Annotated in this window: 14 protein-coding genes; 9 read left to right on the forward strand and 5 right to left on the reverse strand. The window is 72.9% G+C overall.

Features of this window, described 5'->3' with window-relative positions; genetic code table 11:
- The first annotated feature begins 1,191 nt into the window (after nucleotides 1-1,191).
- From NMK34_RS06280 to NMK34_RS06290, 3 genes are all read left to right on the forward strand, one after another.
- Complete coding sequence (locus NMK34_RS06280) at nucleotides 1,192-2,076, forward strand: hypothetical protein (protein ID WP_318332593.1); 885 nt, start codon at nucleotides 1,192-1,194, stop codon at nucleotides 2,074-2,076.
- A 125-nt stretch (nucleotides 2,077-2,201) separates the two neighbouring features.
- Entirely contained in the window at nucleotides 2,202-3,104 is a 903-nt protein-coding gene (locus NMK34_RS06285; RefSeq protein WP_318332594.1) for a hypothetical protein, read from the forward strand.
- 87 nt (nucleotides 3,105-3,191) lie between these two features.
- Nucleotides 3,192-3,503 (forward strand): hypothetical protein, encoded by a 312-nt coding sequence (locus tag NMK34_RS06290; protein ID WP_318332595.1) that lies wholly within the window; start codon nucleotides 3,192-3,194, stop codon nucleotides 3,501-3,503.
- Nucleotides 3,504-3,524: 21 nt separating this feature from the next.
- Here the strand turns inward: NMK34_RS06290 and dacB are convergent, their stop codons facing one another.
- Nucleotides 3,525-5,108 (reverse strand): D-alanyl-D-alanine carboxypeptidase/D-alanyl-D-alanine-endopeptidase, encoded by a 1,584-nt coding sequence (dacB, locus tag NMK34_RS06295; RefSeq protein ID WP_318332596.1) that lies wholly within the window; start codon nucleotides 5,106-5,108, stop codon nucleotides 3,525-3,527.
- A 318-nt stretch (nucleotides 5,109-5,426) separates the two neighbouring features.
- Here dacB and NMK34_RS06300 point away from each other — a divergent pair, with 318 nt between their 5' ends.
- Nucleotides 5,427-5,708, forward strand: coding sequence for an iron-sulfur cluster biosynthesis family protein (locus tag NMK34_RS06300; RefSeq protein ID WP_047894073.1), 282 nt, complete (start codon nucleotides 5,427-5,429; stop codon nucleotides 5,706-5,708).
- A gap of 2 nt (nucleotides 5,709-5,710) precedes the next feature.
- Here NMK34_RS06300 and NMK34_RS06305 read toward each other — a convergent pair whose 3' ends face one another.
- On the reverse strand, nucleotides 5,711-6,685 hold the full coding sequence (locus NMK34_RS06305; protein ID WP_318332597.1) for a beta family protein: 975 nt from the start codon (nucleotides 6,683-6,685) through the stop codon (nucleotides 5,711-5,713).
- A gap of 373 nt (nucleotides 6,686-7,058) precedes the next feature.
- Here NMK34_RS06305 and NMK34_RS06310 point away from each other — a divergent pair, with 373 nt between their 5' ends.
- Both NMK34_RS06310 and NMK34_RS06315 read left to right on the forward strand, forming a co-directional pair.
- Nucleotides 7,059-7,412 (forward strand): hypothetical protein, encoded by a 354-nt coding sequence (locus tag NMK34_RS06310; protein ID WP_318332598.1) that lies wholly within the window; start codon nucleotides 7,059-7,061, stop codon nucleotides 7,410-7,412.
- A gap of 249 nt (nucleotides 7,413-7,661) precedes the next feature.
- A complete protein-coding gene (locus NMK34_RS06315) occupies nucleotides 7,662-8,054 on the forward strand; it encodes a cupin domain-containing protein (protein ID WP_013284343.1) in 393 nt (130 codons plus the stop codon).
- Nucleotides 8,055-8,102: 48 nt separating this feature from the next.
- On the opposite strand, the gene NMK34_RS06320 is transcribed toward NMK34_RS06315, so the two are convergent.
- Nucleotides 8,103-9,284 carry a threonine synthase gene (locus tag NMK34_RS06320; RefSeq protein ID WP_318332599.1) on the reverse strand — a complete coding sequence of 394 codons (1,182 nt, stop codon included), beginning with the start codon at nucleotides 9,282-9,284 and terminating at the stop codon, nucleotides 8,103-8,105.
- A gap of 8 nt (nucleotides 9,285-9,292) precedes the next feature.
- The gene (locus NMK34_RS06325) at nucleotides 9,293-10,327 is read right to left on the reverse strand and encodes a DNA polymerase ligase N-terminal domain-containing protein (RefSeq protein ID WP_318332600.1); all 1,035 of its coding nucleotides are present in this window, start codon (nucleotides 10,325-10,327) and stop codon (nucleotides 9,293-9,295) included.
- 78 nt (nucleotides 10,328-10,405) lie between these two features.
- Here NMK34_RS06325 and NMK34_RS06330 point away from each other — a divergent pair, with 78 nt between their 5' ends.
- Nucleotides 10,406-11,188 carry an aldo/keto reductase gene (locus NMK34_RS06330; RefSeq protein ID WP_318332601.1) on the forward strand — a complete coding sequence of 261 codons (783 nt, stop codon included), beginning with the start codon at nucleotides 10,406-10,408 and terminating at the stop codon, nucleotides 11,186-11,188.
- A 59-nt stretch (nucleotides 11,189-11,247) separates the two neighbouring features.
- Here the strand turns inward: NMK34_RS06330 and NMK34_RS06335 are convergent, their stop codons facing one another.
- Complete coding sequence (locus NMK34_RS06335; protein WP_318332602.1) at nucleotides 11,248-12,381, reverse strand: GH12 family glycosyl hydrolase domain-containing protein; 1,134 nt, start codon at nucleotides 12,379-12,381, stop codon at nucleotides 11,248-11,250.
- Between the two features lie 329 nt (nucleotides 12,382-12,710).
- Here NMK34_RS06335 and NMK34_RS06340 point away from each other — a divergent pair, with 329 nt between their 5' ends.
- Together NMK34_RS06340 and ctaD are read left to right on the forward strand one after the other, a co-directional pair.
- On the forward strand, nucleotides 12,711-13,817 hold the full coding sequence (locus NMK34_RS06340) for an FAD-dependent monooxygenase (RefSeq protein WP_318332603.1): 1,107 nt from the start codon (nucleotides 12,711-12,713) through the stop codon (nucleotides 13,815-13,817).
- Between the two features lie 127 nt (nucleotides 13,818-13,944).
- On the forward strand, nucleotides 13,945-15,702 hold the full coding sequence (gene ctaD, locus NMK34_RS06345) for a cytochrome c oxidase subunit I (protein WP_013284349.1): 1,758 nt from the start codon (nucleotides 13,945-13,947) through the stop codon (nucleotides 15,700-15,702).
- Nucleotides 15,703-15,711: the final 9 nt, after the last annotated feature.

Raw genomic sequence — 15,711 nt, forward strand, 5'->3', positions numbered from 1 at the left:
CCCCACTCCCGCCGCCTGTCACCCGCCCGCCGCCTGTCACCCGCCCGCCGCCCGTAGCCCGGCCGCGCCTGCTCCCGTCGATCATGAAGTTGACGGCGTTCCGCGCCCGAAATGTCCCCGCCAACCTCATGATCAACGGGGTCGGCGAGGGGGCGCGTCTGCCACGCCTGGCCGGGGGAGATCTTGGTAGGAATTGGCCCCTATGGGGGCCTAATTCTTCCAAGATCTAGTCCGTGTAAGGGCTCGGCGGGGTGTGGTGCGTGGGAATTGCGAGGACCGATGGCCTTCTCCAAGATCGCTTTCTGTGTCATCCTCCCTACGGCGAGCCACGGGGCCGGGCCGCTCGCCGCCGGTGGCCGAGGAGGGTCGGTGGCTGAGGACGACATCGCGCGGACCGGAATTCGGGTCGGGGGTTGGCTGCCCACACCGGACGAATCGACGGACGCGCTGGAGGAGCGCCCCACCGGTCCACGCCGCCTGCCCGGGGACACCGACCCCAGCGCATCCCAGTCGGTGACGCCCCCGGACGCCGAGCGTTCGCCCTCCGACGCGGACGATCCGGTGCCGCCGCTCGACCTGGATCCGCCCGGTACCGCTGTCTGGCCGCCTCCGCGCGCCGCCGGCCCGCCGACTCCCGAGCTTCCCGCAGGCCCGCTCCCGGCCGACACGTCCGCGCCGGGCACGGGCTCGGCTTCTCCCGTCGTGCCGAACCCCCGTCCGGCGGCTCCCGTCGCGCCCGGCCCGCTCGCGCCTGGCCCGCTCGCGCCTGGCCCGCTCGCGCCTGGCCCGCTCGCGCCCGGCCCGCTCGCGCCCGGCCCACTCGCGTCCGCTCCGCTCGCTCCGGGCCAGCTCGGGCCAGGCCCGCTCGTCCCCGTGGCGTCGGCGCCCGTCGGTCCCGAGCTGCGTCCGAATCCGCCCGGCGGCCGGGTTCCGCTGGTCGGGCCGGCGCCGATCGGACTGCACCTGTCCGGTCCGTCGCCGGTCCGGCCGGCCGCCGTTCACGGTCCGGCCGGCTCGGCCGGGGCTGTCCACGGTCCGGCCGGCACCATCCACGATTCGGCCGACCCGGCAGGCGCCGCCCTCGGCCCGACCGGGTCGGCGGGAGCGGCCCACGGTCCGGCCGAGCCGGCCGGGTCGGGCCCGCTGGCGGAAGCGCGCCCGGGCCGGCACTCCGCCCCGGAGAGTCTGACGGTGCGCCTCGCCGACCTGACCAGCGGGATCGGCGACCTGGCGGGCGGGATCGGCGTCCGGCTGCGCGACGCGGCGCGGACCGGGCTGAGTCGGACGCCCGGTCCGATGCGTCCCCCGCCCGACGCCCCGGCCACCCGGGTCGCGGCGGCCCGGGCCCGGCGTCGACGCCGGCGCGCGGTGCTGGCGGCGGTGGCCGTGACCGGGCTGGTGGCGGCGCTGGCGTACGCGCTCCGGTCACCCGCGTCACCCCCACGGGAGACCGCGCCGGTGGCGGCACCGACGGTGCAGGCACCCGGCGATCAGGCGCCGGTCGTGCCTGTTACCGGCGATCCGGTCTCGCCCGGCGGGCCGCTGCTCGACGTGGACCTGGCGCCGCTGCCGGGGTCGTTGTCGCTCACCGACCTCGGTACGCGGGACTGGCGGCACTGGGGCGGTACCGGCGCGGACAGCTTTCACCGCAAGGCGGGCGGCACCGGCGAGATCCAGGACCCGGGTGGCGAGCGGCTCGAGCACAACGCGGGCGCCTGCGATCTTCAGTGGACCGACGGCACGCCGACGGCGCGTCAGGAGGGCACCCGGGCGGGTGTCTTCCAGCGCGGCGCCGGGAAGAGCTTCACGCTCGGCGTGGCCGGGAGCGGGGATCTGCGTACGGTCCGGTTGTTCGTCGGCACGTTCTCGGCCGGCGCGCGGCTCGACCTGTCGCTGTCCAGTGGTGGTGATCCCGCCGTCCGCGAGGTCGCCCTCGCCGCTGGCGACCGCTTCTACCAGTACGTCATCCGCTTCCGGGCGGCCCCGGGGGAGCGGCTGCTGATCAGGTGGCAGGCCCTGACCGTGACCGGCGGCCAGAACGACGGGGTGGCGTTGCAGGCGATCACGGTAAGCTGAGCGGCCGGTCCGGCGAGCGGTCGTCAGGTAACGAACTGGAAACGCCCGTCACTCGACATATGGCGCAAAGAGCCGTGCGGTGACACCGTGAAGCCCGTCGCGCACCTGTCGTATCCGGCGGTGTCGTGACCGAAGTGGAGGGTGTGGTGGGCCAGGAGGACCGTCCGCGTATCGGCCCCGGCTCGCACCGGCACGGCCTTCCGCGTACCCGGTCCGCGTTGCGCCGGCTGCGCCGCCGGCGTCGGCTGATGCTCGAAGGGCTGGCCGCCCTTCTCTGCCTGGCGGCGCTGGCCGTCTACCTGGGCGTCGAGCGGCACGACGCGCCGCGCGAGGAGCACGCCGGCTTGCCGGTGGCACCGCCCGGCCGGGTCGGGCTGCCGAACGAGGCCGACGACACGGTGGTCAACCCGGGGCTGCGTCCCCGCCAGCGGCCGCCGTCGCCGAGCCCGTCGCCGTCCACGCCGTCACCGTCACCGACGCCCGCGCTGCCGCCGACCGTCACCGTGACCCGCGCCGACGTGCCCGCCACCGTCGATCTCACCGCCGCCGGCCCCACCGACTGGGTCCACTGGGGGCTCACCGGCGCCGACCGGACGGTCCGCAAGCGGGGCGGCTCCGGCGAGATCCGCGACGAGGGCGGCCGGGGGCGGCGGGAGAGCTTCAGCAACAACCCCGAGGCGTACGCCTGGCGTGACGGCAACCCGGTCGCGTCGGCGAGCGGCACCATGTCCGGCGTCTACACCTGCCACCGGGGCAGCGGGTTCAACCTGTCGGTGGCCGCCGACGGGCAGCAGCGCACGGTGCGTCTGTACGCCGGGCTCTGGATGGCCCGGGGCCGCCTCGACGTGCGCGTCTCCGGCGGCCCGGTGACCACGCTCCGGATGGAGGATCCGCACACCGCGCTCACCACCGAGTTCACGATCAGGTTCCGCGCCCCGCGCGGCGCGAAGCTGCTGCTGAACTGGACGGTGGAGGAGTCACTGGGCGACTGCGGCAACGTCAGCCTGCAGGCGGTGGCGCTGCGCTGAGCGGGGACAGTTTGTCCGTCGCGTACCCGGCCGGGCGTCGTACGTTTCGGTTGTCCCGTCCGACCATCCTCTGTGGAGGCCCGACCGATGACCGGCCCTGCACCCGTCGCACCCACCCGCCCGCGCACCGACTGTGACGTGCTGCGCGAGATCCCGATGCCGCCGTACGTGACGGTCGAGGACGTCCAGTTCGCGGTGCGGGCGGTGGTGGTGCACGCGCCGCGGGCCTGGTCGGGCGGGACCATCTGCCGCAACGACGCCAGCCCGCACCCGTGCCGGCTGCACGTGTGGGGCCGCCGGGTGCTCACCCTGCGCGGACTGCCGGCGGCCGAGATCGACGCGCTCGTCGAACGCGGCGACCCCGCCGCCGACCCGCGCCCGTACCGCCCCGGTGCCTGAGCACCGGGGCGGCCGGACCGGTCAGCAGAGCGCGGGCTTCACCCAGGAGCACTCCCGCCCCTCCGGTACGCGCGGCGACTCGGGCGCGACCGGCACGGTCCGCCGGGCGGTCGCCGTCTCCTTCTCGGTGTACGAGGCGAGCGCGATGGCGATCTGGTCCTCCAGCCCCTTCACCGACGAGGTGAGGTAGTTGTTCAGCACGATCGAGAAGGCGAGCAGCCGTCCGTCGGCGTCGGTGACGTAGCCGGAGAGCGCCGACGCGCCGGTCAGGCTGCCGGTCTTGGCGTGCACGTTGTTCGCGGCGGCGGTGCCGCCCATCCGGCTGCGCAGCGTCCCGCCCACGAACCGGTCCGGGTTGCCGGCCACCGGCAGGGCGGCGTACCAGGTGTCGAACCACGGTTCGGCGCGGACCGCCGAGAGCAGCGTGACGAACTGGGCCGGCGGGACGAGGTTGCGCCGGGACAGGCCGGATCCGTCGCGCTGGCGCAGTGTGCCGGTGTCCACTCCGGCGTCACCCACGTATCCGCTGATCGCCGACAGCCCGGCGGCCCAGGTGCCGGCCCCGGACAGCTGCCGGCCGAGTTCCTTGGTGAGCACCTCGGCGTGGCCGTTGTTGGAGAGCTTGAGGAACGGCACCATCAGGTCGGCCAGCGGCATCGAGTCGTGCCGGGCGAGCGGCTTGGCCGTGTCCGGGGCGGCGGTGCCGAGCACGGTCCGGCCGAGCACCCGTACGCCGTGCCGCCGCAGCGCGGAGCGGAACACGTCGGCGGCGTACCCGGTCGGTTCCCACACGGTGACCCAGTCGCTCTCGGCGGCCTGGCCGACGGCGATCTGGCCGGTCACCACCACGGTGTTGCCGCCGTGTTCGCGCTCGAAGGAGATGGTGGTCTCGCCGTCGGCGACCGTCTCGGCCCGGTTGTCGATCCGCAGCCAGCCGTTCTCCGGCGTCATGGTGATCTTCGGGCGGGCGCCGGCCCGCGTGCCGGGAGCGGCGTGCACGATCACGGTGCCCGCGTCGTAGTCGGTGTCCGGGGCGACTGTCAGCGCCGACACCTGGGCGGAGTAGTAGTAGGGCTCGTCGTCCCAGGTCCAGTCCGGACCGAGCCGGCCCTTGTCGTAGCGGGTGTCGTCGGCGACGAGATCGCCCGCGACCACGCGTACGCCGGCCGCGGCGACCTGCTGCGCGAGGCGGTCGTAGTCGGCGGCGAGGATGGTGGGGTCGCCGCCCCCGCGCAGGTAGAGGTCACCGGAGAGCATCCCGGCGCGGCGCGGCCCGTCGGCGCTGACCTCGGTGGTGAAGCGGTGCCCCGGTCCGAGGAGTTCCATCGCCGCAGCCGACGTGAGCAGCTTGGTGTTGGAGGCGGGGATGAGCCGCCGGGTGCCGTTGCGGTCGTAGAGCGTACGACCGGTGGTGGTGTCGACGACGACCACGCCCGCCTGCGCCCCGTTGAGGCGGCTGTCGGCGAGGACCGCGTCGATTGTGGCGTTCAGCCGGGTCTGCGCGGGGGTGGGCGCTTCGGCGGTGGCGGTGGTGGTGCCGGCGGCGGCCGCGGTGGCGACCAGCGCCAGCACCGCGAGCGCCCGGGGGAATAGGCGTCGATGCATGGGACGATGCTGCCACGGAGATTTCCTGCGGGAAAGGCTCCGGCGCGAAAGGTTATTTGCGGGCCGCCGACGCGGGCACCGCGATCCCCCGGGTGTTCCCGGTACGGCTCGGGGAAAACACCTGTTCACCGGGGAGCGGCCGATCGCCGGGTTCCGTTTGACGGATGACCTGGCAGCGGGCACGGTGGGGGTGAGGGCCGGGGAACCGCCCTGCTTCCAGCGCGGCGGGACCGTGTCTCGCCCGCTTCCGGGTCGCGAGCCGACCGCGTGGGCCGTGTCGCCCGCGAAACCCGACATCCAGCCATGAGGAGTTCAGCCATGCTGACCATGACCGACAACGCCGTCCTGGTGATCCGTGACCTCGCCGCCCAGCAGGACGTCGCCGACGCGGGCGGGCTGCGCATCGCCGCCGACACCGACGCCGGTTCGCTCTCGATCGAGCTGGTGCCGCAGCCGGTGCAGGGCGACCAGGTGGTGGACACCGAGGGGGCGCGCATCTTCCTCGACTCGGACGCGGCCGAGCTGCTGAACGACACGTCTGTGGACGCGGTCGTCGACGAGGAGGGCGTGGTCCAGTTCGGGTTCACCGAGAAGGAGTGAGCTCAGCCGGCCCGCTGGTCCGGTTCCGGCCGGACCAGCGCGGCCAGCACGTGCGCCAGATGGTGCGAGGTGCTCCACGCGATCCAGTTGGCCGGTGAGCCCGCGCCGGCGCCTCGCCGGGCCCGCCGGACGATCTCGTGGTCGCCCCAGGAGAAGCCGGCCCCGGCCGGTGACCAGTGCGGCGCGGTGGTGAGCGTGCGGCACAGGTCGGCGAAACGTTCGTCGCCCCGCCCGCCCCGCCGCGACCAGCGGTACACCCACCATGCGTCGTCGGCGGCCCAGCGCAGCGTCGGGGTCCGGTCGCCCGGCTCGTCCGCGTCCCGCACCGCGCAGCAGACGCCGTAGTCGCCGTACCCGAGGTCCAGGTCGGCCAGGCGTCGCCAGAGCGACCAGTCGTAGCGGTCCAGCCGCACCGGTTCGTCCACCGGCAGCCGGGACAGCGACGGCGGCATTCCGCCCGCGGCCACCGTGACCGAGCGCCAGGCGTGCCGCCGGGCCCACTGCGCCGCCCGCCGGACCCTGGGCTCGGCCAGCCGGACGTCGGCCCGGCAGCACACGTCCCCCGCGTCGAGCAGCAGATCGCACTGCTCGGGCAGTAGTCCGGTCACCCGCCACACCCGTTCCGCCGCAGCCGTCGTGGCGTCCGGTCCGGCCCGGTCCGGGCCGACCCGCAACCGGACCACCGCGTGGTGCGTCCAGGCCCGGGCCGCCGCGCCGTGCGCGGCCAGCCGCCGGTCACTGTCCGCGAGACCGATGACCGGCACCAGCGGTACGCCCCAGCGGGCCGGATCGTGGTCCGCGCTGTCCGGCAGCGCCGACACGTCGACGGCGGGCAGCAGTCCGTCGGGCAGCCGGTTCAGCGCGTCCACGATGGACGGCGCGTCGGCCGGAACGTCGAGGATCGGTGCGAGCAGCGCGGCGGAGGCGTCGTCGAGCCGGGTCAGCGCCTCCAGCTCCCCGCGTCGTGCGGCCAGCACCGGGCGGTAGACCGGAGGTCGACCTCGGAGCGACGGCACCATACTTCAATGTAGCCAGACGATTGCGCTGCGTCAGGGTTTCCGGTCGGCTCCGGTTCCGGGAGAAGGGGTCGCGGGGTCGGCGGAGCGAGCCGTGAAGTCGACGTTCAGGCCGACGTTTCCGCAGCTCAGAGCCGTCCACTGTCATTGATCGGACAGTCCTCCGGCTGGTTGCCGGGCGGTTCGCCGACATAGCGTCGGAATCACCGAGGGGGACCGCCGACGATCGCCCGGAAGTGCACGAACGCCTCCTGCCGGCGTACCGGCGGGAGAGAGGATCACCATGCCGAGCCGTAGGGCAAGGAGGGAAACCACCGGCCAGCCGATCCCGAGCATGCGGGATGCCGCGCGCACCGACACCGAGATCAACTCGTGTTCGCCGGTCGGGTTGCCGGCCACCGCGCGCATGCTGTTCGCCGTGGTCGACGCCAATGGACGGCTCGTCCGGGGCCTCGGCGCCACCTCGGCCACCCGGCTCGCCGCCGGGATGTACCAGGTGGCGTTCGACCAGGACGTGGCCGGGGCGGCGTACGTCGGGACGGTCGGCCCGGCGACGGCGAACGGGCTGGTACCGCAGGGCGTCATCACTGTGGCGCCGCGCTCGGGCATCGCCAACGCGGTGTTCGTCGAGACGCACGGCGCGAGCGGGCACGCGGACCGCCCTTTCCACCTGGCCGTGCTGGCCTGACCGGACCCGCAGACGAGCGCACGGCGCCGCACGACCTCCGGTCGTAACGTCGCCGCGCTCCGGCCGTCTCCCACCACCGCAGCCGTACGGCGGTACGCCGGCGGGGACCTGGCTCGACCGGTCCAGCCCGCACCGGTCTTGTCGGCAGCACATGCCCCTTCTCAGGGCATGCAAACCGGGTCGGCGTGGGGAATTCCACCATCTGCGACTCCCGGCGTGGCGGGCGCGTGATCGGGGTATGAGCGGGCCATGGAGCATTTCACGATCGCGACCGTCGCCGAGAAGAGTCCCGACTTCCGCCGCGTGCTCTGGACCGGGGAGCACACCCAGCTGGTCATCATGACCATTCCGCCGGGCGGCGAGATCGGCGAGGAGGTCCACGAGGGCATCGACCAGATCCTGACGTTCGTCAGCGGCACCGGCGAGGCGCGGGTGGCCGGGGAGAAGAAGGAGGTCGTCTCCGGCGACCTGGTGGTCGTGCCGGCCGGCACGAAGCACAACTTCGTCAACACCGGGCCGAACCCGTTGGTGCTCTACACCGTCTACGGCCCGCCGGAGCACGCCGACGGCGCGGTGCACAAGACGAAGGAGGAGGCGGACGCCGCCGAGGAGGCGGGCGAGGACGAGCCGCCGACGTCCTGACGCCCGGTGCGCACGTGTTAAGCGGGGGCCCCTGCTCTACCGGAGACGTTAAGAAGGGGCCCCTCCTTGCGCCAGGCCGGGGTATTTCAGGCCGGCGCCGGTGTTCAGCACCACCACGCGCTCGCCGGGCCGGATCCACCCGCCCGCGCGCAGGTGCCGGGCGGCGGTCAGGCAGGCCGCGCCCTCCGGGCAGAGCAGCAGCCCCTCCCGGGCGGCGAAGTCGCGCAGGTCGGTGAGGATCTCCGCGTCGTCCACCGCGATCGCGGTGCCGGCGCTCTCCCGCAGCGCCGACAGGATCAGCTCGTCGCCGAGCGGCGCGGGCACGGTGATGCCGAACGCGACGGTGTGCGCGTCCTGCCACGGGGTGACGCGCTCCTCGCCGGCCGCGAACGCCCGCACGATCGGCGCGCACCCGGTGGACTGCACCGCGACCAGCCGGGGCAGCCGGTCCTCCACCCAGCCCAGCTCGCGCAGCTCGTGCAGCGCCTTGTGGATGCCGATCAGCCCGACGCCCCCGCCGGTCGGATAGACGATCACGTCGGGCACCTGCCAGCCGAGCTGCTCGACGATCTCGTACCCCATGGTCTTCTTGCCTTCGAGGCGGTACGGCTCGCGCAGCGTCCCGGCGTCGAAGATCCCGCCGTCCGACCCGGCGATCAGTTCGGCGATGTCCCGCCCCGCGTCGTTTATCAGGCCGTCGATCAGCCACAGGTCGGCGCCGGCGGCGAGGCACTCCTCGCGGCAGATCGTCGGCGCGGCCAGCGGCATGGCGATCGTCGCGCCCATCCCGGCCCGCGCCGCGTACGTGGCCCAGGCCGCTCCCGCGTTGCCGTTCGTGGGCATGGCGATCCGCCGCACGCCCAGCTCCCGGGCCCGGCTCACGCCCACCGACGCGCCGCGCGCCTTGAACGACCCGGTCGGGGTCAGCCCTTCGTCCTTGACGATCAGATCCGCGATGCCGATCTCGTGGCCGTACGCCGGCGCGCGCCACATCGGCGTCCAGCCCTCGCCCAGCGTGGTCACGCACCGGGGGTCGGCCACCGGCAGCAGTTCCCGGTAGCGCCACAGGTCGGCCGGGCGCAGCCCGAACTGCTCCGGCGCGACGGTGGCGGCCACCGCGGCGAGATCGTAGCGGGCCAGCAGCGGCGAGCCGCAGCCGCACAGGTTCTGCAACACGTCGGCCGGGTGTTCACTGCCGCAGCGCGGGCACTCCAGGTGCGTCAGGTGCACGGTGGTCCTCAGCTCGCGTCGATGCTCAGCCAGTGCCGGCTGCGCCGGCCCGGCTCGTACGGGGAGTCGAGGCGTTTCGCCACCGCTCCCGGGAGCCCCTGCTCACGGGCGGCCCGTAGGGCGTCCGCGCCGACTCCCGGGAACCACGGCGGAGTCTGCCAGTGCGGACCGGTGAGCGCCAGACCGTCGAGCAGGTCACGGCGTTGCGCGTACGGCACGTCGAGGCTGGACACGCCCTCCAGCCAGAGCAGGTCGACGGCGAGGAACTGACCGTCGCGCCGGGTCGGCGGACGGACCCGCCCGGCCGGGTCGATCCGGACCAGCACGCCGTCGAGCACCGCCTCGGCCGGGGCGAGCGCCTCGGCCATCGCCCGCGCCCACGGGTACGACCCGGTGACGTCGGTGTCGTCGCCGTCGAGCAGCCGCAGCCGGCCGCCCGAGACGTACGCCATCGCGCGCACGCCCGCCCAGCGCAGCTCGTACCCCCAGGAGGCGGCGTCGCGCGGCAGCCGCCCGCCCTCGGCGGGCAGCATCGGGCGGACCAGCTCGGGCATCGGCGTCCAGCCCTCCGGCGCCGGGTCGGTACGCCTGATCATCCAGTCCCGGCCCCGGCCGCCGGTGGCGAACAGCACGTACCGGCCCTTCGTGCGCTCGCCGTCGAGCACCACGATCACCTCGTCGTCGCGCCACTTCTCCGCGCGGTAGGTGCCGGTGTCGTGCACGATCATCCGCCCGCCGCCGTACTCCCCGGCGGGGATCTCCCCGTGGAACGTCAGGTACTCCATCGGGTGGTCCTCGGTGTGCACGGCCAGGTGGTTGCGGCCCGGGTCGCGGGGCAGGCCGCGCGGCACCGCCCAGGAGGCCAGCACGCCGTCGTGCTCCAGGCGCAGATCCCAGTGCAGGCTCCGGGCGTGGTGCTGCTGGATGACGAAGCGGGGTGCGCGCCGCGCGGACCGCTTCCGGCCGGCAGCCCGCTCGGGCACCGGTTCCGGGGTACGCGCGGCGTCCCGTTTCCGCCGGTACTCCTCCAGCCGGTCCGCCATCCCCGCATCCTCCCCCAGACCCGCCGTACGCGCCGGGATGCCGGTGTGTGTGCGGCCAACCGGGGTAGAACGGGGGACATGGACAGCGACCAGCCCACCCTCCCGCTCGCCGGCGACGTCCGGATCCCGCTGCTCGGCTTCGGCACGTGGCAGGCCACCGGAGAGGCCGGTTACCAGGCGGTGCTCGCCGCGCTGGACGCCGGCTACCGCCACATCGACACGGCCACCATGTACGGCAACGAGAAGGAGGTCGGGCGGGCGGTCAAGGAGAGCGGCCTGCGCCGCGAGGACGTCTTCATCACCACCAAGCTGCCGCCGGACCGGGTGGGCCGGGAGCGGGAGACCATCGAGGCCAGCCTGGCCGCCCTGGACACCGACTACGTCGACCTGTGGCTGGTGCACTGGCCGCCGTCCGCGCCGGGCGACAGCATCCCGGTGTGGCGGGAGATGCTCGCCGCGCGGGACGAGAACATGGCACGCACGGTGGGGGTGAGCAACTACTCGATCGGGCAGATCGACGAGCTGATCCAGGCCACCGAGGAGACGCCGGCGGTCAACCAGATCCGCTGGAGCCCGTCCCTGTACGACAGGCACACACACGCCGCCCACCGGGACCGGGGCGTGGCGCTGGAGGGGTACAGCCCGTTCAAGACCAGTGACCTGTCCGACCCGGTGCTGGTCCGCATCGCCCAGGCGCACGACGTGTCGCCGGCCCAGGTGGTGCTGCGCTGGCACATCGACCACGAGATCGTGGTGATCCCGAAGTCGGTCACGCCGGAGCGCATCCGGGCCAACGTCGACGTGTTCGGGTTCTCGCTCACCGCCGAGGAGATGCGCGACGTCGACGCACTCGCCGGCTGAGGCGTACACGGGAAGGGGCGCGGTCCGCAGCGGACCGCGCCCCTCGCCGTGTGCGGTGGTCAGCCCCGGGCGCAGGTGGAGCCGTTGAGCGTGAAGCTGCTCGGCGCGGAGTAGCTGCCGTTCAGCGTCGCCTGGTAGCCGAAGCTGGTGGACGCCCCGGGCGCCAGCGTGCCGTTGTAGCCGGCGTTGCGGGCGGTCACCGCCGAGCCGCTCTGGCTCACCGTGGCGTTCCACGCGTTGGTGACGTTCTGCCCGGAGGGCAGGTTGTAGTTCAGCGTCCAGCCGTTGATCGTGCCGGAGCCGGTGTTCTTGACCGTCACGTCGGCGGTGAAGCCGTTGTTCCACACGTTCGCCGCCTTGTAGGTGACGGTGCACGACGCACCGCCCGACGGCGGGGGCGTGGTCGGCGCGGACGTGGTCGGCGGCGGGTTGGAGCCGGTGTTGACGTTCTGCGAGAACGAGTTGACCGCCAGCCCGACGCCGCCCTGCCACGGCTCGAAGCCGGCCTGGATGCTGGTCAGGTACCAGTCATTGGTGATCGCGCCCCGGTTACGGGTGTCGTTGATGAACGCCAGCGCGTCGAAGCTGAAGCTGGGGATGGCCGACGGCGACAGGTACGAGATGACGTTGTTTGAGCCGTTGCTGCCGCGCCAGACCTCCCAGGTGCGGCCGGCGATGCTGGCGGTGCCCACCGGCGAGCCGATGGGCTGGATCGAGCCCTGCCGGTTGAGCCAGATCATGATCTCCATCTGGTTCACGCCGTCGCGCTTGGGCGACGGGTCGAGCCAGATGTCGTACGACGCGTTGAAGGTCGCGCCGCTGACGTAGTTGTAGCTGATGCTGGACGGCGCGCTGCTGATGTTCTTCACCTGCACGGGCAGGTTCGTGCCGGGCGAGCAGTTGGTGTAGTGGCAGCCCACGAAGATCGACGGGTACGCGACCGGCGCCCCGTTGGTCGGCGCGGAGCCGTCCGCGCGGGTGATCGAGAAGCCGGTCGAGGTGACGTTGATGCACTGCTGGGCACTGGTGCCCCAGCGGTTGTTCTGCACCACGTACTTGCCGCCGATCGTGGTCGAGCCGTACTGCTCGCAGATCTGGGTGTCGGCGGAGGCGGTGCCGCCGAGCGCGACGGCGACGAGGGTGCCGGCGGCGAGCAGTCCGGCCGCCGCGAGGGCCCTGAGTGGACGCTTCATGATGCTCCTTGGCTCGGCGCGGGACGGCGCCGGTTCGGTCGGTGGTACGGGCGGGAGCGCTCCCACGATGCACTAAACACATTTACATGTCTCGAATCATTGCGCAAATGCGCCGGGCTCGTTAACGCTCCGCGTCCGGTCGGTGGCGCGAGCAGCCGCCGCGACCGCCGCCTTCCCCCAGATGGAGGCGGGATTCCTGCCGGTGGGACGGGGTGCGCCGCCGACCGGCGGCCCGCACCAGGGCACATGGGCACTTCCGCCGCCTGGTTGCGGCGAGTAATGTCTTGCCTCCAACGCGTTCCGATCCCCCTCCGGAGGCGTACCCCGTGATGGGTGGTTCCCCCCTGCGCATCCTCGTCGTCGGCGCGGGCATCGCCGGCCTCGCCGTGGCCCGGGCGCTGCGCCTGGCGGGGTTCCGGCCCGACGTCACCGAGCGGCTTCCACCCACCGAGTCGACCGAGACCGGCCTCTACCTGCCCGGTAACGCCGCCCGGGCGATGCGCCGGCTCGACCTCGACGGGCCGCTGCGCCCGCTCGGCCAGGTGATCCACCGGCAGCGCTTCCTCGACGCCGCCGGGGCGCCGCTGTGCGAGGTCGACCTCGACGCGCTCTGGGCCGGCGTGGGGGAGTGCCGGGCGCTGCCCCGGGCCGAACTGCACCGGGTGCTGCTCACCGGTGCCGGCGGCGCGGTGCGCCACGGCGCCGAGGTGAGCACCGTCGACCCGCTGCCCGGCCGGGTCGCCGTCGGCTTCACCGACGGCACCACCGCGGAGTACGACCTGGTCGTCGGCGCCGATGGGCCCCGCTCGGCGGTACGGACGCTCGCCGCGCTCGGCGGACCGCCACGCCCCGCCGGGCAGGTGGTCTACCGCGCACTGGTGCGCGGCGGCCCCCGCATCGCGGACTGGACCGCCCTGCTCGGCCAGCGGGCCGGGTTCCTCGTGGTGCCGCTCGGCGCCGGGCGGCTCTACTGTTATGCCGACGAGGCCGGCACCGACCTGCCCGTCGACCCGATCGCCCGCCTGCACGAGCTGTTCGGCTCCTACGGCGGCCCGGTGCCCGAGGTGCTGGCCGCGCTGGAGACCGTGTGCGTGGAGCGCACCGAGGAGGTCGAGCTGGGACGCTGGTTCCACGGCCGGGTGCTGCTCGTCGGTGATGCCGCTCACGCCACCGCGCCGACGCTGTCCCAGGGTGCCGCCATGGCGCTGGAGGACGCCGTCGTGCTCGCCGAGTCGCTGCGGGCCGCCGGCAGCGTCGACGCCGCGCTGATCGCGTACGAGAGTCGCCGCCGCCCGCGTACCCGCTGGGTGCGGGACCGGACCCGGGACCGCAACCGCACCCGCGACGTGCCGCCGGCGCTGCGCGACCCGTTGCTGCGCGGACGCGGCGGCCGGATCTTCCGGGAGCACTACCGGCTCCTGACCGGTCCCCTCTAGCGGGCGGGAGATCGTAGCCGCCCACCCCACGCGGCGGGGCCACCTACCGGGGACTATCCTCCTTGCGGATGACGGCTGCGCCGATGACCAGCGCGCCGAGCGGGACAACCAGAACCGGAGGCCACTCGTGACCACCGTCGCACCCAAGCCGGTCGTGACCCGGCCCTGGCCGGTCCGCGAGCCGGTCAAGGGGTCGGCCATCGCGCGGCTGCTGCGCACCACGGACGCGAAGCAGATCGGGATCATGTACATGGTCACCGCGTTCGTGTTCTTCATGATCGGTGGCCTGATGGCCCTGATCATGCGTGCCGAACTCGCGCGACCGGGCCTGCAGTTCCTGTCGCCCGAGCAGTACAACCAGCTCTTCACGATGCACGGCACGATCATGCTGCTGTTCTTCGCGACGCCGATCGTGTTCGCCTTCGCGAACTACGTGGTGCCGCTGCAGATCGGCGCGCCGGACGTGTCGTTCCCCCGGCTCAACGCCTTCGCCTACTGGCTGTACCTGTTCGGCGGCACGCTCGCCACCGCGGGCTTCATCGCCCCGGGCGGCGCGGCTGACTTCGGCTGGACTGCCTACACGCCGCTGAGCACCGCCGACCACGCCCCGGGCGTGGGCGCGAACATGTGGGTCGTCGGCCTGGCCATCTCCGGTCTGGGCACGATCCTCGGCGCGGTCAACCTGATCACCACGATCCTGACCCTGCGCGCGCCCGGCATGACCATGTTCCGGATGCCGATCTTCACCTGGAACATGCTGGTCACCAGCCTGCTGGCGATCCTGGTCTTCCCGCTGCTGGCCGCCGCGCTGTTCGCGCTCGCCGCGGACCGCCTGATGGGCGCCCACGTGTACGACCCGGCGACCGGCGGGCCGATGCTGTGGCAGCACCTGTTCTGGTTCTTCGGTCACCCCGAGGTGTACATCATCGCGCTGCCGTTCTTCGGCATCATCAGCGAGATCATCCCGGTGTTCTCCCGGAAGCCGATCTTCGGCTACAAGGGTCTGGTGGCCGCCACCATCGCCATCGCCGCCCTGTCGATGAGCGTCTGGGCGCACCACATGTTCGCCACCGGCCAGGTGCTGCTGCCGTTCTTCAGCTTCCTGAGCTACCTGATCGCCGTGCCCACCGGTATGAAGTTCTTCAACTGGATCGGCACCATGTGGCGGGGCCAGATCACCTTCGAGACGCCGATGCTGTTCTCGATCGGCTTCCTGGTGACGTTCCTCTTCGGTGGTCTCACCGGTGTGCTGCTGGCCAGCCCGCCGCTCGACTTCCACCTGCACGACTCGTACTTCGTGGTGGCGCACTTCCACTACGTGCTCTTCGGCACGATCGTGTTCGCGGTGTTCGCCGGCATCTACTTCTGGTTCCCGAAGATGTTCGGCCGGATGCTCGACGAGCGGCTCGGCAAGATCCACTTCTGGCTGACCATGATCGGCTTCCACACCACGTTCCTGGTGCAGCACTGGCTGGGCAACGAGGGCATGCCGCGCCGGTACGCCGACTACCAGGCCGCCGACGGCTTCACCACGCTGAACACGATCTCCACGATCGGCGCGTTCATCACCGGTATCTCGACGCTGCCGTTCATCTGGAACTGCTGGAAGTCGTACAAGACCGGCCCGGTCGTCGAGGTCGACGACCCGTGGGGCCACGGCAACTCGCTCGAGTGGGCCACCAGCTCCCCGCCGCCGCTGCGCAACTTCGACCGCATGCCGCGCATCCGCTCGGAGCGGCCGGCGTTCGACGCGAAGTTCCCCGAGCTTGCTGCCGGGCAGAGCCTGGCCGGTCCGCCCGAGGGTGGTGCCAAGCCGCTGACCAGCGAGGTCAACGGTGGCGCCAGCTACCAGGAGGACACCGCAGGCAACCTCGACCAGCGCTGACGCAATCCA

Origin of the sequence: Micromonospora sp. BRA006-A, from assembly GCF_033433935.1 — a bacterium.
GTDB lineage: Bacteria > Actinomycetota > Actinomycetes > Mycobacteriales > Micromonosporaceae > Micromonospora > Micromonospora aurantiaca.